This is a genomic window from Hydrotalea sandarakina, from assembly GCF_003254115.1.
Classification (GTDB): Bacteria; Bacteroidota; Bacteroidia; order Chitinophagales; family Chitinophagaceae; genus Hydrotalea; species Hydrotalea sandarakina.
Genome location: NZ_QKZV01000013.1, coordinates 1 through 21,961 on the forward strand (window position 1 = coordinate 1; position 21,961 = coordinate 21,961).

Annotated in this window: 25 protein-coding genes; 21 read left to right on the plus strand and 4 right to left on the minus strand. The window is 31.1% G+C overall.

Annotated features, from left to right (window positions below; genetic code table 11):
* Positions 1-98: 98 nt before the first annotated feature.
* The 4 genes from LX80_RS13640 to LX80_RS13655 form a co-directional block, all read right to left on the minus strand.
* Positions 99-1,637, minus strand: a complete 1,539-nt coding sequence (locus LX80_RS13640; protein WP_111296236.1) for an IS1182 family transposase — start codon at positions 1,635-1,637, stop codon at positions 99-101.
* Positions 1,638-1,788: 151 nt separating this feature from the next.
* A complete protein-coding gene (locus LX80_RS13645; protein ID WP_111297212.1) occupies positions 1,789-3,009 on the minus strand; it encodes a TlpA disulfide reductase family protein in 1,221 nt (406 codons plus the stop codon).
* A 56-nt stretch (positions 3,010-3,065) separates the two neighbouring features.
* Positions 3,066-3,257 (minus strand): bacteriocin, encoded by a 192-nt coding sequence (locus LX80_RS13650; protein WP_111297213.1) that lies wholly within the window; start codon positions 3,255-3,257, stop codon positions 3,066-3,068.
* A 153-nt stretch (positions 3,258-3,410) separates the two neighbouring features.
* Positions 3,411-4,085 carry a helix-turn-helix transcriptional regulator gene (locus tag LX80_RS13655; protein ID WP_111297214.1) on the minus strand — a complete coding sequence of 225 codons (675 nt, stop codon included), beginning with the start codon at positions 4,083-4,085 and terminating at the stop codon, positions 3,411-3,413.
* Positions 4,086-4,245: 160 nt separating this feature from the next.
* On the opposite strand from LX80_RS13655, the gene LX80_RS13660 reads away from it, so the two are divergent.
* The 21 genes from LX80_RS13660 (at position 4,246) to LX80_RS14545 (ending at position 21,928) form a co-directional block, all read left to right on the plus strand.
* Complete coding sequence (locus LX80_RS13660) at positions 4,246-5,856, plus strand: vitamin K epoxide reductase family protein (RefSeq protein ID WP_111297215.1); 1,611 nt, start codon at positions 4,246-4,248, stop codon at positions 5,854-5,856.
* An 8-nt stretch (positions 5,857-5,864) separates the two neighbouring features.
* Entirely contained in the window at positions 5,865-6,008 is a 144-nt protein-coding gene (locus tag LX80_RS14530) for a hypothetical protein (RefSeq protein WP_170120470.1), read from the plus strand.
* A gap of 4 nt (positions 6,009-6,012) precedes the next feature.
* Complete coding sequence (locus tag LX80_RS13665) at positions 6,013-6,222, plus strand: hypothetical protein (RefSeq protein ID WP_111297216.1); 210 nt, start codon at positions 6,013-6,015, stop codon at positions 6,220-6,222.
* 83 nt (positions 6,223-6,305) lie between these two features.
* Positions 6,306-7,058, plus strand: coding sequence for a TlpA family protein disulfide reductase (locus tag LX80_RS13670; protein WP_111297217.1), 753 nt, complete (start codon positions 6,306-6,308; stop codon positions 7,056-7,058).
* Between the two features lie 29 nt (positions 7,059-7,087).
* Complete coding sequence (locus LX80_RS14535; RefSeq protein WP_170120471.1) at positions 7,088-7,243, plus strand: hypothetical protein; 156 nt, start codon at positions 7,088-7,090, stop codon at positions 7,241-7,243.
* A gap of 5 nt (positions 7,244-7,248) precedes the next feature.
* Entirely contained in the window at positions 7,249-7,491 is a 243-nt protein-coding gene (locus tag LX80_RS13675; protein ID WP_111297218.1) for a hypothetical protein, read from the plus strand.
* A 57-nt stretch (positions 7,492-7,548) separates the two neighbouring features.
* Entirely contained in the window at positions 7,549-8,757 is a 1,209-nt protein-coding gene (locus LX80_RS13680) for a TlpA disulfide reductase family protein (protein ID WP_111297219.1), read from the plus strand.
* Between the two features lie 569 nt (positions 8,758-9,326).
* Positions 9,327-9,512, plus strand: a complete 186-nt coding sequence (locus LX80_RS13690) for a hypothetical protein (RefSeq protein WP_143439173.1) — start codon at positions 9,327-9,329, stop codon at positions 9,510-9,512.
* Between the two features lie 66 nt (positions 9,513-9,578).
* Entirely contained in the window at positions 9,579-10,742 is a 1,164-nt protein-coding gene (locus tag LX80_RS13695; protein WP_111297221.1) for a TlpA disulfide reductase family protein, read from the plus strand.
* Positions 10,743-10,771: 29 nt separating this feature from the next.
* Positions 10,772-10,927 carry a hypothetical protein gene (locus LX80_RS14540; RefSeq protein WP_170120472.1) on the plus strand — a complete coding sequence of 52 codons (156 nt, stop codon included), beginning with the start codon at positions 10,772-10,774 and terminating at the stop codon, positions 10,925-10,927.
* Positions 10,928-11,003: 76 nt separating this feature from the next.
* Entirely contained in the window at positions 11,004-12,149 is a 1,146-nt protein-coding gene (locus LX80_RS13700; RefSeq protein WP_111297222.1) for a TlpA family protein disulfide reductase, read from the plus strand.
* A 266-nt stretch (positions 12,150-12,415) separates the two neighbouring features.
* A complete protein-coding gene (locus tag LX80_RS13710; RefSeq protein ID WP_074419638.1) occupies positions 12,416-12,604 on the plus strand; it encodes a hypothetical protein in 189 nt (62 codons plus the stop codon).
* A gap of 77 nt (positions 12,605-12,681) precedes the next feature.
* On the plus strand, positions 12,682-13,713 hold the full coding sequence (locus LX80_RS13715; RefSeq protein WP_170120473.1) for a TlpA disulfide reductase family protein: 1,032 nt from the start codon (positions 12,682-12,684) through the stop codon (positions 13,711-13,713).
* A gap of 116 nt (positions 13,714-13,829) precedes the next feature.
* Positions 13,830-14,033, plus strand: a complete 204-nt coding sequence (locus LX80_RS13720) for a hypothetical protein (RefSeq protein ID WP_111297224.1) — start codon at positions 13,830-13,832, stop codon at positions 14,031-14,033.
* Positions 14,034-14,089: 56 nt separating this feature from the next.
* Entirely contained in the window at positions 14,090-15,229 is a 1,140-nt protein-coding gene (locus LX80_RS13725; RefSeq protein ID WP_111297225.1) for a TlpA disulfide reductase family protein, read from the plus strand.
* Between the two features lie 37 nt (positions 15,230-15,266).
* Positions 15,267-15,698 carry a DUF4369 domain-containing protein gene (locus LX80_RS13730; RefSeq protein ID WP_111297226.1) on the plus strand — a complete coding sequence of 144 codons (432 nt, stop codon included), beginning with the start codon at positions 15,267-15,269 and terminating at the stop codon, positions 15,696-15,698.
* Positions 15,699-15,702: 4 nt separating this feature from the next.
* A complete protein-coding gene (locus LX80_RS13735; protein ID WP_111297227.1) occupies positions 15,703-16,308 on the plus strand; it encodes a hypothetical protein in 606 nt (201 codons plus the stop codon).
* 6 nt (positions 16,309-16,314) lie between these two features.
* On the plus strand, positions 16,315-18,525 hold the full coding sequence (locus tag LX80_RS13740) for a peptidase domain-containing ABC transporter (protein WP_111297228.1): 2,211 nt from the start codon (positions 16,315-16,317) through the stop codon (positions 18,523-18,525).
* Positions 18,515-19,858 (plus strand): HlyD family secretion protein, encoded by a 1,344-nt coding sequence (locus LX80_RS13745; protein ID WP_111297229.1) that lies wholly within the window; start codon positions 18,515-18,517, stop codon positions 19,856-19,858. Before LX80_RS13740 ends, LX80_RS13745 begins: the two co-directional genes overlap by 11 nt.
* 409 nt (positions 19,859-20,267) lie before the next feature.
* Positions 20,268-21,470, plus strand: a complete 1,203-nt coding sequence (locus tag LX80_RS13755) for a TlpA disulfide reductase family protein (RefSeq protein WP_111297231.1) — start codon at positions 20,268-20,270, stop codon at positions 21,468-21,470.
* A 299-nt stretch (positions 21,471-21,769) separates the two neighbouring features.
* On the plus strand, positions 21,770-21,928 hold the full coding sequence (locus LX80_RS14545) for a hypothetical protein (RefSeq protein WP_170120474.1): 159 nt from the start codon (positions 21,770-21,772) through the stop codon (positions 21,926-21,928).
* The last annotated feature ends 33 nt before the right edge of the window (positions 21,929-21,961 follow it).

Consider the following 21,961-nt stretch of genomic DNA (forward strand, 5'->3'; position numbering starts at 1 on the left):
AAGAAGCCGTCTCATTACTAAAATTTGAGACGGTTTTTTTATTTTTCAATATCTTCGATAAAAGTTTATTTTTTTATATATAAATGAAAAATTTAGTTTTAAGCGGCAATTTTCTTTCTTAAATTGTGTGCTAAAGCCATTAAACCGAACTCAAGTTCTGTTTTTTGGATTCCCTTTAAAGAAAATCGTCTAAAATTATGGTTGTGTTTGAGTTGTGCAAATACAGGTTCAACATCGGCTGTGCGTTGTTTTCTTTTTTGTAAACCTTTTTCACTTGTAAGTAGTTCTCTTATTTTTTGTTTGTGTCTTTCAAGATTGTGATTTCTTTCTATACTCCTATTTCCTTTTCCTTTAAAACACTGAACTCGCAGTGGACAACCTTCGCAGTTTTTGGCTTGGTAATGTGATAAATGTTGTGTGTATCCAGCTTCGGTAGTTTTTTTACTTTCGTGAGTTTTGTGCATTTTTTGTCCCATCGGACATACATAATAATCTTCTTCTTGGTTGTAATGAAGATTTTCTTTGCTAAAGGGTTTATGTTCCTTTTGATAATTTTTGTCTTGTTCTTTGTCAAAAGTATTGTACTTCACATAAGCCGTTAATTGTTGTTTTTCAAGGTAATCATAGTTTTCTTCGCTTCCATAACCAGCGTCAGCGGTGATGTCTTCTAATTCTTTAAATACTTCTTCGCCGTAGGTTTCTTTGAAGTTTTCTAAATGTGGTTGTAAGGTCTTAGTATCTGTTGGATTTTGGTGTAATGTGTAATTAACGATGATTTGATTTTCAGTAGATATTTGTGCGTTGTAACCTGGTTTTAGTTGTCCGTTTTGCATGTGATCTTCTTTCATTCGCATAAAAGTAGCATCAGGATCAGTTTTACTGTAGGAGTTTCTTTCACCCAAATTAGCTTCTTGCTCTTCGTATTTTTGAAGATTTTTTTCAAAATTTTGTTTGATGTAACGCAGTTTTGCTTTGGCTTTTGATGTAGCTTTTTCATTCCCTGAGAGCTTGGCATCGATTTGTTCTACCGTTTTTTGAATAACTTCTTTACTGATTTCTTTAAACTCAGGTGGTTCTGGATTTGGGTCATCATCATTGGAGATGCTTTGAGTATAATTCCATAATTCCTCTAACTGAGTAAGCATTTTAGCTTTGTTTGTTTTGATGCTATTACCCCAAACAAAGGTATATCTTCCTGCTTGTGCTTCTATCTTTGTGCCATCGATATAAATTTGTTTTAATGAAATCAATCCTTCAGAAGCCAACATTAATACTACTTGTTTGAAAATTTCTTTAAAACTATCCTTTAACTTATTGCTTCTAAATCTATTAATAGTGTTGTGATCAACTATGGTCATTCCGGTTAACCACATAAAATTTATGTTTTCTCTAATGGCTAATTCTATTTTCCTGGAAGAATACGTATTAGTCATGTAAGCATACAACATTACTTTGAGCAACATTTTTGGATGGTAAGCTGGATTACCCTCTTTACTGTATGCTTTTAATAATGGTTGGATGTTGATAGATTCCACAACTTGGTCAACTACTCGAACAGGATGTTTCTTAGAAATAAGGTCGTCAAACGAATAGGGCAAAAGTGTGATTTGTCGTTGATTGTAATGTTTAAAATTCATATATAATCGTCTGTAAATCAGATATAAATATACAAAAAATCACTCTTTTATACAAGAAAAAAACATAAAAAAACCGTCTCTAGTTGTGAGACGGCTTCTTTGTTATTTAGGGAATATGGATTATAAAATTGAATTGTAGTAATAGCAATATTTAATCCCCAAAAATATCATGTAGCTGCTGTTTTAATGCAGGAATATAAGCGGTGGGCGAAGTATAGTAACCACCATATTTCGCTACAATACGACCTTGTTTGTCTAATAGCAGCATAGATGGAATTGTTACTATTTGATAGGCATCCCCAATTTTTTGTAATTGCCCTCCAACTTTTTTTATCACCGGCTGATCAAATATTTGAATCCAGGGCAGGTTGGCATGTTCTACCCAACGGTGCCAGTCTGCAGCACTTTCTTCAGTAGAAATACTAATAATGGTTACATGATTCCGATACAGTGAATCTACTTTTTTAAGATATGGTTCAATTTGCCGGCAGGGCAGGCAATAAGAGGCACCAAATTCTAATAAAACATATTGCTGTTGTTGATACGCTGCCAAATGTATGGTATTACCTTTTACATCTGTTATAGTAAAATCGGGCACAGTATTTCCTACTGCAAATTTTTTTTCATTGGCAATATTTTGTGCAATAATCTTACCATTCTTACTATTTTTTAATGCATCAGGATAAGCTGCATACATTTTTTCCAGTGTGGTTAGTGGTATCCAATCATTATTGGAAGATGCTAACCAACTTAATGTAAAATAAGAAAATGGATTTTGTAAAATAAACAATGAATCTGCACTTTTTTGCTTACTGTTATATAGATTCATTTTTTCCTGAATTGCTTGCTGCAATGACTTACATGCAGCAACTTGTATAGTATTGTTTTCCTGAAAAGCCTTTTGAATGGTCTTCTGATAATAAAGCATACTGTCACGTAATGGTTTTTGCAATGCGCTATAATAAGCATTCATTACCTTGAACGCAGAAAGAATACTATCTTCTGTAGAACCGGTTAAGTGGGCATGGTTATATATATTGTTAAGTGGAATTGTTAAGTGCATGGAAGCAGGTGATAAGAAAATATCACAATATTCATTACTAGCTACAGCATTCATTACTGGTCCAATAGAACAAGTAGCCATAACCGGTTCTGCAATGCAGCCCTTAAAATAAAAACTATGATTAACCACTTTACAACTGTCTGTTACAAATTTTGTAAGAGTTGCCGCATATTGCAGGTAAATTATTGTACCATTTGGCCATTCTGTAGTACCTTGTATGGTAAAAGGTTTACAGGCATTCTGTTGGGCGAATAGGCAAGGAAAAGAGAATAAAAGAAGGATGGAAAAGAAAAAAATTGAATTTCGCATATTTTTTTGAATAAAATAAAAATATAAAAAAATTTAAGCACCTATTTAATAGGTGCTTAAATTTTAGGAACATGCATAATAATAATAAGGTAGCGATTGCGTATTACATAAAGTTCTTGTGCATGTACCTGAAGTGCCCGCAATAGTTGTGCAAGTTGTACCCGGCCACTTCCTGCAGGGCATTCCTGATTACAACTATCACTACCCCCCTTAATTTGTTTCATTTCTTCTTTAGTTAGTTGCTTCATTTTTAAAAATTTAAAAAGTTAAAAAATAACTGTACACCTGCACAGGCAACACTTGTACTTAGGCAACCCTAAAATATAAACAATTTTTGAATAGTATGTGTAGGGGAAGCCCCACAATTTTTAAATTAACAGTAAGTTAAATCTATATTAGTTTTAAAGAGATGTATCCCCAATTCGAATGAACTTTCTACTAATACAATAAATCAACAATCCCATCCTACCTCCTTCTATGTTTAGCTTTTTACATATGCGTTGTATATATACTTCTATAGTTTTTTCTTCTTTGTTTAAAATAAGGCCTATTTCTTTATAGCTTAACGTGCCGGGTAATAAGCTAATAATTGAACGTTCGGTGGCCGTTAAACGAAGGCTTTTCATATTCAATTGCTCTGCCCACCGTTCTTCTCTAAGCAACTTACGTACATCGGCAGTAATACCCGTTTGTTCAGAAAAATAAGGTTGATGATTCAATATAGCTGCTATGGCTTTCGGTAATTCTTGTGGTATACTATTTAACATTACCACACTGCTAACACCGAGGGCTACCGCATCTTTCACCTGTTTTACGCCCAGTTCAGGTACTAGTAGCAAAACGGTTAAGTCCGAATAATGTGTACAAATAAATTCTATTAATGTTAATAATTCTATTTTTTTGGAAGGCAAACCCAACACAATGAAACGGGGCAACGGTTTGGCAAAATGAAGTTGCTGTAAAAAATGTACCGCGTCGTTAAACAAAACAATTGATAAGGATGAGAAGCAACTTTGTATTTGATGACTTACCACATTTGCCATATCAGTTTGACTGAGGTAAATAAAAATTTTCATTCAAAATATTTTTGTAAATATAGTATATATATATATATATACTATATAAGTTTATTTTTTTAAGTAGGAAGTTCCCTACCAAATTCAATTTTTAGTAAATTGTAGGGATTCCCCTACATCGTACATATTAATATAGTTATTAAATTTACAAAAAACTTATATGGTATATAGTTTTAACACATCCTTAGATGCGGTAGCTATAAAATACGCTAAATTGAAAAGGATACCAATAACAGCATCGCAAATAAAACAATCACTTTTAGAACATCCATTTTATCCCAGCTTATTAAGCCTAAGCGATACCTTTTCAAAATTTAACCTAAACAACGCGGCTTTTAAATTAAAAGCAACACAAGTAGAAAGCTTAGAAACACCATTTATTGCCTTTCATCAGGTAGAAAATGTGGGTAAAGATTTTATTTTAGTACAAGACATCAACAAAAATGACGTTACTTTTTATCATAACCGGGTTAATCAAAAAACCATATCGAAAGAACAGTTTTTACAATCATTTCAACAAATTGTTTGGGTAACAGAAAATGCTACTCAAAAAAATAATCAGCAATATAAGGAATATAAAAAAGAAGAAATGTACGCAAGGTTAAAGCAGTGGATAGCCATTGTTGCAGGCATTGCAGCCATTGCAGGATTAATGGTACTTAACCTATCAATACCTTTCAATAGCTATATTCCATATATAGCCATTGTATGTATTAAGCTAATTGGAATTCTAGCAACCAGCCTACTGTTGGTATATGAAATTGACCAAAATAATCCATTTATAAAAAATTTATGCGGTATTGGTAAGAAAACAAATTGTGGCGCTATTCTACATAGTAAAGCTTCAAAAATTGCCGGAATATCCTGGAGTGAATTAGGCTTTATTTATTTTTCAGCCACATGTATTTTTTTACTGCTACCCGGCTTAAATTTAGATAATAAATTTTCTATTATAGCCTTATTGAGTGTCTGTGTAAGTCCTTATATTATTTTTAGTATTTATTATCAATGGAAAGTGATGAAACAATGGTGCCCTTTGTGTTTAATAGTTCAATCAGCACTTTTACTGGAACTGCTTTGGTCGGTTATTTATGTTGGCATATTTACAAAAATATCTGATTTAACAATTTTCAACTTAAATATACTGGCTTCATTTTTTATTGCAATCGTTTTACCAACAAATTACTTATTCTTTTTAAAACCAGTATTTCAAGATGCCAAAAAATATCAGTTATATTATCAGGCTTATAGAAGAACTCATTTTAATCCCGACGTATTCAATGGTTTGTTAGTACTTCAGCCAACTGCACCTGATGGTTGGCAAAATATTGGCATAACAATCGGCAATCCGGAAGGTAAAATCATCATCATCAAAGTTTGCAATCCTTATTGTAACCCCTGCTCAAAAGCACATCCCGTTTTGGAAGAACTCATCCATTCAAATAAGGATATTCAGGTTAAAATCGTTTTTTTATCCAGTTCTAAAGGAGAAATTGTTGTAAACCATTTAATGGGTATATATGCAGAAGGTGATGAGTTAAAGACAAAAAATGCATTAGATGCCTGGTACTTATCACCGGAAAAAGATTATGAACAATTTGCCTCCAAATTTCCTGTAAAAGTGTCTTTAAAAGACCAGCAGGAAAAAGTAAATGCGATGAATCAATGGGTTCGTGAGGCAGCCATTGCATTTACACCCACACTATTTATCAATGGTTACAGATTGCCGGAAGATTATTCCATTGAAGATTTAAAAAATATCATCAATTAAATAAAGTTATGAAAGCTTTTCTTTTGGTTACGTTCCCTAAAAGAAAATATCCGGTGGAACGCCTGCTGCGCAATACAAGCAGCATACCGGATAAGCCAATGCCGGGTGATGCTTTAAGCTCACGGCAAACATTCAATCACTTTAAAATTTAAAAAAATGCAAACAAAAAAAATGAGCCTAGCCGACTTACAACAGCAATTGAGCAGGGCAGAAATGAAAAAGATTAAAGCGGGTGGTAACTTAGATCAGGGCTTATCTGGCACACAGGGATATATGTGTTGCTGGACCGGCACTTCCAACTGTAGTATTTGCCAACCTGCTGCACGTCCGGATTGTGTCTCTGGCGCAACTGCAGTTGAATGTTAAATAATACTAACAGTTGAAGCTTTTATTTTTTACCAGAGGGAAATATAGATTTCCTTCTGGTTTATACACCTAAACTTAAGTTTATGAAATATACATTCGTATGGTTACTTATTTATTTTTTTTATGGATGTACGTCACCCAATAAAAATGCTATTGCTATTGTGAATGCCCCAGAAATTGAAAAAAATATCATGAGTTGGTTGTATTATGAACGTGATTACATGAATTGGTCAGCAGATTGTATAGCCTACAATGAGCAAGACATTCTAATTACTAAAAAAGATTTTTTAAAACAATTAACAACCGGAAAATATATACCTGTGAGATTACAAAGTAAAGACAGTATAATTCAATATCAATTATCCATAGCCCATAATGCGGAAGTGGGGAATCTGATTCGCAACAAAGCTATTGTTGAATCACATTACGATTCTATGCGCGGTATGCCACTACCTAACTTTAATTTCAAAACGATAAACGGAGCCATCGTTGGTAACAATAGTACACCACGGAAAACCTATGTATTAAATTGCTGGTTTATTCATTGTAAATCCTGTGTTGCTGAATTTTCTCAATTGAATGAATTGGTAGATGCATACAAGAACAGACCTGATATTGGTTTTTTAGGTCTGGCATTTGATAGTACAGATAGCATCAAAGCATTTTTACCCAATCATACGTTTAAATACACCATCATCCCCAATAAAGAAAAATATTTAATGGATACCTTACAAATTATTGGTTTTCCAACGCAGTTAATAGTAGATAGTACAGGCCATATCATGAATGTATATTCTAATTTAAATGAAATGAAAGCGGCACTAAAACATTTGTAGGCTATTAAAATGTATAAAATTGAAATTTTATGAGTAGGCATACATACTATCTTCGTTTGGTTACGTTCTCTAAAAGAAAATATCCGGTGGAACACCTGCTGCGCAATACAAGCAGCATACCGGATAAGCTAACGCCGGTTGATGCGCTAAGCTCCCCGCAAACATTCAATCACTTTAAAATTTAAAAAAAATGCAAACAAAAAAATTAAGCCTTGCCGGCTTACAACAGCAATTGAGCAGGGCAGAAATGAAACAAATTAAAGCGGGTGACGGACAAACATTATTGAATGGAGATGGTTGCAATTGCGATAATAGTGACTGTGGCCCGGGAAAAGGTTCTAGCGATAGTTGCACAATATATGGCACACCTGGCAAATGTGTGTACGCTGCGTGTACCGGGTGTGGGTATTCTTACTATCAATGCACGAATTAAGATTCCATTTATTTAAATGACGATGATTAAAATACTAACCCATTAATAACACTACCGATGAAATGGCTACTCCTATTAGGGTTTATAGTATGTGTACATAACGCTGAAGGGCAACAAAACATCCACAATAATTTTTCTATATCGGGTTATATAAAAGGATTAGACAGTGGATGGTTGTATTTAAACTACATACCCATACCCAATGAAAAAGGGATTTTAGACAGTTGCAAAATTAAAAATGGACACTTTCAATTCAAGGGTAAAATACAAGAACCAATGTTATCAAACCTAACCACATTTAACTTTCAGGAAAAAGTTGACCCATTAAATATTGCACAGTTCTATCTGGAAGCCTCCAAAATGCAGATTCAAGTTGAATATAATCATTTTAAAAAAATTTTAGTTTCGGGTTCGTTTACAGATAAAGATTATAGAGATTACATAAGATTAAAAAGTGATAATTTTAAATTATTGAATTTAATAACAGATAGCATTATTTCCTATCGTGAAAAAATACGTTCAGCAGAAAAAAGTAAGATCAGTGAAAATATTTTTGATAGTATGCATAAAAAAATAAATCAATTAGAAGCAAAGAGAAATCTTGAATTTAATAATGGCATTAATATAGATAAGACATTTATAACCTTTCACAAAAATTCAATACTATCAGCTATTTTATTATATAATTTTAAAAATGAATGGATTTCATTAACAGAAATCAGGCATTTATTCAACCAGCTTTCTAATAAAATTAAATTAACATCAGTTGGTAAAAAAATTGAAAAAAAAATCACAATGGCATTGAATGACCAACTTATCCCTGCTAAATTATTTACGGCCATTCAGAGAAATGGAGATACTATACATTTATCAGATTTTAAATATAAATATATATTGTTAGACTTCAATGCCTCATGGTGTATCCCCTGCAGGCAAATAATACCTAAACTCAAAAAATTGTATGAAAAATATAATGACAAACTGGTAATACTGAGCATATCAAATCAAACAGATAAAAAAGATTGGATAAAAGCAATTCAAGAAGATAAGATAAGCTGGCCCTGCATATTGGAGAATGATGAAAATCCAATCCTATCTCCCATTGGCCAAAGCATCACAAAAATGTATGGAATACAAACGTTTCCATCGTTGATTTTAATTAATGATGATTTAAAGGTTGTTGGTTGGTATGGTAATTTTTATCAGTCAAAACAAGACTTTTTATTAGAGCTTAAAAATAAATTAAGGTACAGTTTTGGTTATTAGCATAACACTAATTATTGTATGTCATAATATTGAATAATTGAAGGTAACGATGGTGAAAAAAGATATAAGATAACTATTTGGGATCTAGTAAAAAATTTAAAAGCCAAAAAAAAATGTAGCATATAATGATAATATTAATAAAATAAAAGTTGCATGTAAAAAAGTTATAAATAATTAAGATGGTATCAATACAAATTATCTTAATAATATTATTTTCTTTTGGTTACGTTCCCTAAAAGAAAATATCCGGTGGAACGCCTGCTGCACAATACAAGCAGCATACCGGATAAGCCAACGCCGGGTGATGCTTTAAGCTCACGGCAAACATTCAATTACTTTAAAATTTAAAAAAATGCAAACAAAAAAATGAGCCTTGCCGACTTACAACAGCAATTGAGCAGGGCAGAAATGAAACAAATTAAAGCAGGTAGCTATGCAGGGTTAAATACCTGTGCACCAGCCGGAGAAAAATGCCCTAATCATGATGGAACTCCAGATGGTTGCTGCGGAAGCTGTAAACCAAATTCTACGGGAATAAAATTATGTTACTAATAATTAAATTATTAAATATGATAACACAATTAGAAAAATTATCAAAACAGGAAATGAAATTGATAAAAGCAGGTTCAGGAGAAATGGGATTAGGTTGCGCTACTGCAGGACAACTCTGTCCTGCCCCAGGTGCAAAATATGATGGCTGTTGTGGCACTTGTGATATGACTTACAATCCCAGTGGTAAAAACTACTGTTCCTAATTGTTAAACATTGTCGTGATATAATGAATTATATCACGACAATGTTGCTAATATAAAATCACAAATATGAAATTGAAAAAAATAATTCATTCACCGATACTAATTTTTTGTTTACTGTTTTCTATAGAACTTACAGCACAAGAAAACAATTTTAAATTAACAGGTACATTAAATGGATTTCCAAATGATACTAAAGTGATATTTACTTATCCGAATTTAGACGATTTCGTTTTAGATACAAATGTTTTAAATATTCATAATAATACTTTTCATTTTACGGGATTAATTAAAACACCTCAACTATTTCAATTAGAATTTTCAAATAGTGAATTTGATGTAATTACGAATTATATGTTTTTAGATACAGGTGAACAAAAAATTTCAATTGACAAAAAAAATTTAAAATTTAATTCATATTTTATTAATGGTTCAGCTGTTAATCAGCATTATTTAAATGATTTCTTGCCATTGTTGAAAGAATATGACAGCCTACATTATAATTGGGAAAAACAAATGCAAAAATTATATGACCAGAATGAAGGTTTAACACTTGAAAAGAAAAGAGGAATATTAAGAACAGAATATATAAATAATATACGACCATTAAAAGACAGCGCATTATTACATTTTACCTTAAAAGAAACTGATCCATTTATCAGTCTTTGGTTGTTAAATGAATATATTAAAGCAAATGGATACAGTGAAATTTATAAAACCATCTTAAATCTCATTCCTGATAAATATCTACAATCAAATATTGGGAAACTCGTTAAAGAAAATTGTAAAGATTTAAGCAAAACAGCCATCGGAGAAACACTACCTACGTTAAAGTTAATTGATATGAATCATCAACCACTTAAAATAAGTTACACAAAAAATAGTAGCAAATATATATTAATTGATTTTTGGTTTGCACATTGCGGTGCATGTATAAGGCAATTCCCTTTCTTAAAAGACATTTATCAACAATTTAGCAGAAAATATTTTACCATTTACAGTATTTCAATTGATAATGAAAAAAATATTCCTTTAGCTAAACAGATAGTTTCAAATCAAAAAATAAAGTGGCCAATTTTTTTCGATGTAAATGGATTAAATATTTTAAAAATAATTGGAAATACATTCCCATCTAATGTACTAATAAATTCAAGCGGGAAAATAATTGCTAAAAATATTGAGCCAGTTATGTTATTAGATTTTTTAAAAAGAAAAAAGACTGAAGACTTATAGTCATAGTACAGCAATTGAGCAGGGTTGAAATGAAACAAATTAAAGCAGGAGAAGATTTTGGCTGTGGAACCGGTATTTCTTGTGCCGGAAAAGCGTCAGGTGATCCATGCGGCACCAAGTCTTGTATCTGCGAAAATCATTCTGGTGGTCTTTTTTGTACATCACAAGCAGCAAATCTTACCTAAAATAAACATTTGCTGAATTTACAGTTTGTCAGCATACAATAAGAAGTTGTATGCTGACTTTTAAAACGATCTATTTATGATAAGATTAATTTTTCAGCTCCTATTGATTTGTTCTTTAAGCATAGCATCCGCTCAAACCAATTGCCACATTAGTGGAACCATCAATAAAATAGAAAAAGGATATTTAAAATTAGTGAAAAATATAGAAAATAATGAGTTGGCTACATCTGTACTATATCAGGGTAATCAGTTTCCCGATACCATACAAGTAAACAAACATCATTTTACCATTAGCGGGTATATTCTGCAACCGGCTTTGTACAGATTAATCAATGTTGAAAATGATTTTATTACTGAACCGTTTTTTATTGACACAGGATACCAAAATATTACTTTTCAACAAGCCGCCAACCACAATCCTTTTGATGTAGGTTGGGGTGTTGAGATAAGTAATAATTCAATTCAAGATACTTTCATACATTATTTGAGTTTGTTTGATATTGTAAATAAAAAGATTTTAACACTTTACGATACCACCAATTGCAATGTCATAGAAAATAGAGCAGATAGAAAAGTATGTACTATGCATTTTGAATTACAAAGAAACACTTACAGAAACCAACGGGATAGTATTTTAGTAGATTATATAAAAGCGCATCCAAATGCTGCTATTAACCCATGGATATTGTATTGGAATATGAACAAAATAGGCTATCGAGTTGCTTATGCAAAATTATTACAACAACAAAATGGACTATTTCCAAAGCCAATTCAGCAGATATTAATCATCTTCTTAAAGCAATTGCGCACAAAAACCATTGGAGAACCATTTCCCTTATTGCATTTTATTCAGGCTAAAATGCCTGGATGGAAGCGCGACACACTTGCATACACATTAGTTGATTTTTGGTACAGCAGTTGCAGCCCGTGTATTGGGCAATTTGAATTATTGAAACCTATTTACAAACAATACCATACCAAAGGATTTGAAATAATAGCGATTACAACCGATGGAGCTTCTACATTACAACAATATAAAGCAGTTTTAGCACAACAACAATATCCCTGGAGGCAATGTATTGATACTGCCGGCAAACAGGCACAATCCATTTATATTCAGAGTTATCCCAGTAACTTTTTAATTAACCAACAGGGAAAAATTGTAGCAATAAATATTACACCTGAACGTTTAGCTACTTTTTTAAAAAACGAATTGTTGTAAAAAATTTAGGTAAAACCAGTATGCTAATTTCAATTCCATCAAAAAGGTAAATACAGACATTGGATCCCATGTTAATTTTCACTAATTGAGAAAATTGTAGGGATTCCCCTACTACAGTTTTCAAAATAAAACATATATTTTTATGCTGCATTTGCCGGTTATCATCCGGAAAATAAATATTGATGCTTTCAATGGCCATTGAATAGGTGTAATCTTCTCCTTACCAGAATAAATAGGAATAATTAATCACTTTTAAATCTAAAAAAATGCAAACAAAAAAAATGAGCCTTGCCGACTTAAAACAGCAATTGAGCAGGGCTGAAATGAAACAAATTAAAGCTGGGAGTACAGTCGGATTAAATGACAAATGTCCGGCTACCTGCAACAGTAATTGCAATGCCCCCTATTGCAAATGTGACACCAATGGAAGTAATGTTTGCGATAAAAACTATTGATATCATTAATATTTCTTGAATGCATAGTATATATAGGTATTGAATAATATTCAATGCCTATACTTAAACTGCGCAATATGAAAAAATTAATTTGTTTTTTAGGATTTATAACTGTTGGCCTTTTACATGCACAAAGCGTTGAAAACCCCTTCACATTAAATGGTTACATAAATAGTGATACCGGGACTGTTCGGTTAATATTGACCGGCGATAGTTCCAATTATCCTCCAATTCATTTTTTAACCATTGGTAAGGTAAAAAATGGCCAATTTTCATTCAATGGTGTCTTATCATACCCATTATCATTCCGCCTTTTATTTTTGGGAAATAAGGAGTATGTTTCAGACCTGTTTTATATTGATGCCGGGGTACAAACCATAAGATGCCATGTTGATTCCATACGTGAAATTCCTGACATGAATAATGCAACGATGCAGGAATTGTACCAATTTAAGCAACATCATTATACACCCCAAACTATTCAAGCATATACTAAAAAGCATCCGGATTCTTACATGGCTATGTGGCAATTGGTAAGAATGCTTTCTTTCAATTACAATCCCAATTTAGATACAGCATACGCTTATTTGTCTGATGCCGTTAAAATGAGTTATACAGGTGCCCGTTTAGTTGAAAAATTAAAAGCTGCCAGTGTTTTAAGCCTGCATCATGTTTTCCCAAATTTAACATTATTAGACAGGTCTAATTATCCTACAAAACTTTTTACTGATGAAAAATCGAAACACTATACCCTCATTGATTTTTGGTTCAGTCATTGTAACCCCTGTATTGGACAGTTTCCACAATTCAAACAAATATATCAAAAATACAAAAATGTTAATTTTGATATGATTGGTATATCCATTGATGACAACGAAAATATAATAAACTGGCAAAAGGTGATTGATGAACATCAACTTCCATGGAAACAATTATTAGATAAAAACGGCGTGCAAGCTTATAAGTTAGCCATAGCTACTTATCCCAGAAATTTTCTCTTAGATAATAATCATGTTATTATTCAGAAAGATATAACACCGGAAGCTTTAAATAGTTTCTTAGCAGAAAAAATGCATGAACAAAAATCTTCTTTTAGTAACGTTCCCTAAAAGAAGATATCCGGTGGAACACCTGCTGCGCAATACAAGCAGCAAACCGGATAAACCAACGCCGGGTGATGCTTTAAGCTCCAGCCAAATATTTAATCGCTTTTAAATGTAAAAAAATGACAACAAAAAAATTTAGTCTTGCCGATTTGCAGCAGCAATTGAGCAGGGCAGAAATGAAACAAATTAAAGCGGGTTCAGGTTATGGCAACAAGTGTAATGTTTATTGTAAATCAAATAACGATTGTGACACCGCAGGTAAACCATGTCCTTATTGCAAAGATGGTGGGAATGCAGGTGGAAAAATATGTCAGGGCTTATAATTTGTAAAATAAACGTGCACTATTATGAATGGTGCACGTTTTAAAAAAGAATAAAAATGAAGGCATTTATTAGCTATTGTTTATTTTATTTTCCAATTATTGTTTTCGCACAAAAAACGAATACTAGTGCAGGTAAATTTACAATAGATGGAACCATAACAGACAGAGATACAGGATACATTTATTTGAATTATATGGATGCAAATGAAGGCTATAGAAAGAAAAGTTGTTCATTAAAAAAAGGACATTTTAATTTTCAAGGAATGGTCTCATCGCCTTGTATGGCAACATTGTATTTAGATAAGAACCATAAATCTATCGACGATAGTCTGGTAACTGAATTTTTCATTCAACCCGGTAACATCAAGGTAAAAGCAAGTTATCATGCATTAAAGAAAGTAATCGTTTGGGGTTCTTCCGCACAATCGGAATATGAAGAATATTTAAAAAAATCGTCCATACTCAGTCAGAAAGAGGATAAAATTTATAAAGAATTAAAAAAATTATATAAAGAAAATATACAAGACCCCATTGCAATACAAAAATTATTAAGCGAAAGAGAAAGTATTCGGAATCAAAAAACACGGTTTGATTTGGATTATATTTCACATTTCCCAAATTCATTCATCAGTGCCTATTTATTAATGTATAAAATTAATTGGGTTCCTGTTGATACGATTCAAAAATATTTTATAAGACTAAGTCCAAGTACTCAGCGTTCTATAAATGGAAACATTATATACAACTACTTGTTGCGACAAAACGGTAATATGGCACCCTATTTTGAGGGTTATGATATAAATGGAAAAATAATCAACTTAAATCAATACAAAAATAAAAAAATTCTATTACTCGATTTCTGGGCCAGTTATTGTATTCCTTGCAGGACTTTAACCCCTTATTTAAAAAAATTGTACCAGCAATACCAACCATTTGGTTTAGAAATTATTGGCATTGCAGATGATGACAAAAGAATTGATGCCTGGAAAAAAGTAATTTATGATGAACAGCTTTTCCAATGGCCGCAAGTATTACAACAAGCAGGTACAAAAAAAGATATTGGCAAATTATTTGGCGTAAGCGCCATTCCCTGTGTATTTATTATTGATAAAAAAGGAGTTATTGTTTTAAGAATAGAAGGAACAGAAGAAAAAGAAAAAATTGACACCGTTTTGAGGAAGATCATTTCTGAATAAAGTTTTAAAAATAGCTTCATTGTTTTAATAAATTAAAATGAATAAGGCAATATTAATTTTACTATGTTATAATTTTGTGAGTTATTGTGCAGTTGCACAAAAAGATGTAGAAATTGCACAAACATTTCACTTATATGGTAAAATAATTGGAAGAGATACCGGGAATATTGTATTACTATATCCAACCACAAATAACCAATGGAAGCGTGATACCTGCCAAATAAGCAATGGCCAATTCCTGTTTACCGGAATGGTGAATCAACCCACCTTTTGTCATTTAATACGACCGAATATTGCTAATAACTATGCAGATATTTATATAGATAAAGGAACACAATCAATAGAATTAAATGACACCAATTTTAATAATTACAGTTTAACCGGTAGCAACATTGCAAAAGAATTACAACAATGGAATCAAAAAAAAAGAAGCTATTCTATTAAAATATCCGGTTGTAAAAAAATATGAAACAATGTTGAAATTATACAATACTGGAAAAAATGATTCATTAAAATTACAACTGAATCAACAACTACAAAATATGCGTGATAGTATTGAAAATTATAACCGTGCATTAAAGCTTGCAACCATTCAATGGATAGAAACAATGCCTCATTCCTATATCAGTGCAACAGAGTTATACAGTTTAATGATAAATCAACAATTAGGCACAATAGAAGCCAACCGTTTATTTCATCATTTAACTGATCCGGTTCAACAAAGCAGGGTTGGCCAATTAATTGCAGCAACACTTCAAAAAAGTATGGTAAACATACAGGCACAAGATTTTACGGAAAAGGATTTCGATCAGGAAAATATTAAACTTAAAAGTGGAAAGTTTTTAAACCTTGTGGTTCAAGAAATAGATAATAATATCATTTCATTATATGATATAGATGAAATTGAATACAGGATTTATAAATTATTGAAAACAAAAAAATCAATTAATTATATTCTTTATAAATGTATGAAATACTTTAATGAACAAGTAGTAAATGAATATTATAAATTATACGAAGAACTAATTATAACAAACATCAAACAGCTGATTATAAAAAAGGCAATTAGGCCATTTTAACCGAATATGAAAAAAAGTTTTCCATTTTACAAACAATTAGATGCTATGGATTGTGGGCCTACCTGCCTTAGAATGATTGCAAAATATTACGGAAAAAACATCAGCTTAGATTACTTTAGAAAGAAAACACAATATGGCAAAGAGGGCGTTTCTTTATTGGGCTTAGCAGAGGCAGCAGAATCTATCGGATTCAGAGCCGTTGGTGCAAAATTAAGCTTTCAACAAATAATGGAAGAGATTACTTTACCGGCAATACTGTATTGGGAGCAGGTCCATTTTGTAGTGTTAATACCAAAACCCAAAAAAAACAAAATATATATTGCCGACCCGGCTAAAGGTATTATTAGTTTAAAAAAACAAGAGTTTTTAAATGCCTGGTTGTCAACAAATGAAGCAGGAAATGAAAGAGGAATTGCACTCATTTTAACACCTACAGCGCAATGGGATAATATATCAGAAAATGAAAATGAAAAATCAAATGAGAAAATAATTAGTTGGTTTACACTTTTACAATATACAAAAAAACATCAAGCATCCTTAATTCAGTTATTCATTGGATTATTCATGGGAAGTCTGATACAACTGATATTCCCATACTTAACCCAAAGCATTGTAGATACTGGCATCAATACAAGAAATCTTAATTTTATTCAAATTGTTTTAGGTGCACAACTTATGTTGCTCTTTTCACAAACAATTGTTGAATTTATTAGAAATAAAATTTTATTACACATTAGTACAAATATAAATGTAATTTTACTTTCTGCCTATTGGGCTAAATTATTGAAATTACCAATGTCATTTTTTGACAGCAAACATCCGGGCGATATTTTACAAAGAATTAATGACCATCATAGAATTGAAAGCTTTTTAACAGGAACTGCATTAAATACGCTTTTTAGTATTATTAATTTATTTATATTTTCAATTGTTTTACTCACATACAATACAAGTGTATTTGTGGTGTTTGGTTTGAGTAGTGTATTGTATTTGCTATGGATCAAGCTTTTCTTAAAAATCAGAAGATCATTAGATTACAAAAGGTTTGCCATTGCAGCTAAAGAAAACAATGCAACTATGCAATTGGTATATGGTATGCAGGAAATAAAACTTAACAATGCAGAACATAATTTTAGATGGGCATGGGAAGGTTTACAAGCCGGTTTATTTAAAATTAATTTTAAATCACTATCGCTAAACCAAACACAGCAAATAGGTGCATTTTTAATTAATCAGGGTAAAAACATCATTATAACATTTTTAGTTGCAAAATTAGTTATTGAAGGCAATTTAACATTGGGTGCTATGTTGGCAATACAATATATTCTTGGCCAGCTAAACAGTCCTGTTGAACAATTAATAGGATTTACACAACAGGCTCAGGATGCCAAAATTTCACTAGAAAGATTGAATGATATCCATCAATTGGAAGATGAAGAACCAATATACAAAGATTATAATTATTACTTACCTGAAAACCATGATATAATTATAAAAAATCTATCTTTTACATATCCTGGTACCGGAAATGAACCTGTACTAAAAAATATTACATTAACCATTCCAAAAGGAAAAATTACAGCTATTGTGGGAATGAGTGGCAGCGGAAAAACCACCTTAATAAAATTATTACTTAAATTTTATGAGAATTATAATGGGGATATATATCTGGGGGATATGAATTTTAAAAATATTAGTGCTAAATTGTGGAGGAGGAATTGTGGTGCAGTAATGCAAGAAAATTTTTTATTTAATGATACTATCAGAAAAAACATAACTATCACCGATGAAAATATACAATTCAATCAATTAACGCAAGCCTGTAAATCGGCCAATATTCTCTCTTTTATAGAATCTCTTCCATTAGGATTTTATACGAAATTAGGGGCAGAAGGTACTAATATTAGTGGAGGACAAAGACAAAGAATTGCTATAGCCCGGGTTATATATAAAGATCCAAAAATTATTTTTTTTGATGAAGCGACTAATGCCTTAGATGCCAATAACGAAAAAGAAATTTTAGAAAACCTGCAAAGATTTTTTAAAAACAAAACTGTAATCATTGTTGCACATAGGCTAAGCACAGTTAAAAATGCAGATAAAATTATCGTATTAAATAAAGGTGAAATTGTTGAAGAAGGGAATCACGAAGCATTATCAGCTTTGAAAGGCTACTATTTTGAACTTGTAAAAAATCAGTTAGAACTTGGAAAATAATCAATCAAATTCTTTCCAAAATAACGGAAACAAAATTGAAGCTTACAACAATAAGCTTTGGGCTATTGAAGAAAATAATTCATTAATCGATGAAATTATATCAGAAAAACCATCATTTTTAGTTAGATGGGGAACACTTTTATTTCTTTTCATATTGATCATATTTTTTATTATTTGTTGGTTTATAAAATATCCAGATATTATAACAACATCTGCAAAGCTCACTTCAATCAATACACCTAAACCAATAGTTAGTGTAAGCAATGGGAAATTGATTAAATTATTAAAAAAAGAGGGGGACTATTTTAAACAGGGAGATATGATTGCTTATATTGAAGCTATAGGGAATCATGAGGAAGTTTTGTATGTTAAAAAACAAATTGACAATGCACTTTCAGCAATTTCTTCAAATCAATTTACTAAAGCAGTTCAATCATTTAAAAATAACATTGAAAATCTTGGTGAATTACAAAGCAGCTATCAAAATTTTATGCAAGCCAATTTGAGTTTTAAAGCATATTTACCTAATGGGTTTTATACAAAAAAATATGAAATGTTGGAAAAAGACCTGATTAATATAAAACGTTTACATAATATCTTATTAGACCAAAAAAAATTAATGGAACAAGATTTACAGCTTTCTGAAAAAACATTTCATGCAAATGAATCCCTGAAAAAAGAAAAAGTAATTTCTGATTTTGATTATCGCACTGAAGCCAGTAAGTTGATTAATAAGCAGTTAACCATACCACAAATAAGTGCAGCAATTGTTTCAAATGAGTCTTTAAAAATTGATAAACAAAAAGAGTTAGCAGAATTAAGCAATACAATTCAGCAACAAAAAATTTTATACCTACAAACATTAAATACGCTTAAAAGCCAAGTTGATGATTGGATAAAGAAATATATTTTAGTTGCTTCTGAAAATGGTATCTTATCTTTTGCATCATTGACTGAAGAAAATCAACAAATTCAAGCCGGACAAGTTATTTGTTATATTAACCCAAATAATAGTAAGTATTATGTCATCATTAATGTTCCTCAAACAAATTTTGGGAAAGTAAAAACCCGGCAAAAAGTTTTATTGAAGTTAAATGCTTATCCCTATCAGGAATTTGGCTATATAGAGGGTAGAATCTCTTTTATTTCAGCCATTCCAACCGATAGTGGCTATATGGCGAAAGTAAATTTAGTAAATGGCTTAAAAACGAATTTTAATAAAGCTTTACAATACAGAGAAGGTTTAACTGCACAAGCTTCTATCATAACAGCTGAAAAACGCTTATTACAACGTTTTTATGAAAATTTTTTAAAAATTATCAATAGAAATTAAAATTGTAGGGCTTACCCTATACATACTATTCAAAAATTGTTTATATTTTTAAGTTACCTATTGCGCAAAAGTTGTCTGAAGAACTTACAGATATATTGTTAACTTCAAAAATTTTAAAATTATGAAAAATTTGAGTCTCACAGATCTCAGAGGTAAACTCTCAAAAAATGAAATGAAACAAATTAAAGCGGGTGACGTACAAACTTTATTGAATGGAGATGGTTGCAATTGCGATAATAGCGACTGTGGCCCAGGAAAAGGACCTGGAGAAAGTTGCACTTTATACGGAACGATAGGAAAATGTGTTTATAGTGCCTGTTCCGGATGTGGTTATTCTTATTATCAATGCGTTGTGTAAATGATACATCATTTCCGCTATTTATGAATTAACCCATCTAATATAATAAAAATGAAATGGTTTATAATATTAGTTATAATTACAATTGCAAGTAGTAGCGTAGGCCAAAAGAAAAATAATTTTATTGTATCCGGGTACATACAAGGAAAAGATACCGGGTGGGTTTATCTAAATTATATACCAATACCAAATGGTAAAGGTATTTTAGACAGTTGCAAGATTAGAGATGGAAATTTTCAATTCAAAGGATATGTAGAAGAACCTACTTTAGCCAACTTAACCACTTTCGGTTTTCATGAAAAAATTGAGCCATTAAATGTTGGAAATTTTTATTTAGAAAACACTGAAATTCATGTTTCACTTATCAATCATCAATTTAACAATATTCAAGTAAGCGGCTCAAGAAATGACAGTCTTTATAGAAAATATATACAGTTAAAAAAGCCTATTAATGAAACATTAAATTCTATATCTGATAGTTTATTTGCTTATAGAAAAAAAATGAAGGATGCTAATGAGAAAAAGGATGCTAATGAAGTATTAGATCATTTAAATAAACAAATTCATAACTTAACAACAATTGAAAACACAACAATTCAACATGGAATTAGCATCGATAAAACATTCATTAAAGAATATCCCAATGATCAGTTTTCTGCAGTAATATTAAATTATCTTAGAACCGAATGGGTCTCTATAAATGAAATAACTAATCTATATGATAACCTAAGCACTGCTATCAAAAATTCATATTTGGGCAAAAAAATTCATGAAAAAATAATGATTGCTTCTAATACCAATATGACCAACGCTAAGCAATTTATAGCAAAAGATAATAAAGGGGATACTATCAATTTATATAATTTAATGGGGAAATATATTTTATTAGAGTTTAGTGCATCTTGGTGCTTACCATGCAAACAATTACTACCTATAATAAAGCAAATACAGAAAAAATATTCAGATAAACTTTTAATAATTAGCATATCTAATCAGGAAAACGAAAAGGAATGGACAAAGGATATACATGATAATGAAATAACTTGGCCATGTATTATAGAAAATGAAGGCAATCCAATAATATCGCCTGTAGAAAAGCGAATTACTGACATGTATGGTGTGCAAAGTATTCCTTCATTGATTTTGATTAACAATCATTTACAAATTATTGGTTGGTATGGTGGATTTTATCAATCAAAGCAGGATTTTGTCACCGATTTAAAACAAAAATTGGAAGCAATATTCGAGCAGTGACTTTAACCAATCAACAATTTGAATTGATATAATGAATAAAATTGAAACTTAATAAGCATCAATTTACATAAGATTGTAAATATGTTCACATAATAAACATCCAAATTATAGATTAATAACGAAACTTAAAATTGTAGGGATTTCCCCATTTCCAATTCAAAAAAAATAATATATTATTGTATTGTATTTTTTCAATTATTTTCCGGAAAATAATTGAAAAATACATGAATGGCCATTCAAACGGTGAAACTTTCCTACCGGTAAAAATGGGGAGTATTTAACTTTTAAAATTGAAACAAATGAAACCTTTAACTAAAGATGAAATGAAACAAATCAAAGCTGGCAGTAATGTTGAATTAGATAATAATAGCTGCCCTGCAACATGTAATACCAATTGTAATGCACCTTACTGTAAATGTGATACAAATGGAAGTAATGTTTGTGATAAAAATTACTAATTGAATCAACTATTCAAAGTTATTAATAAAACA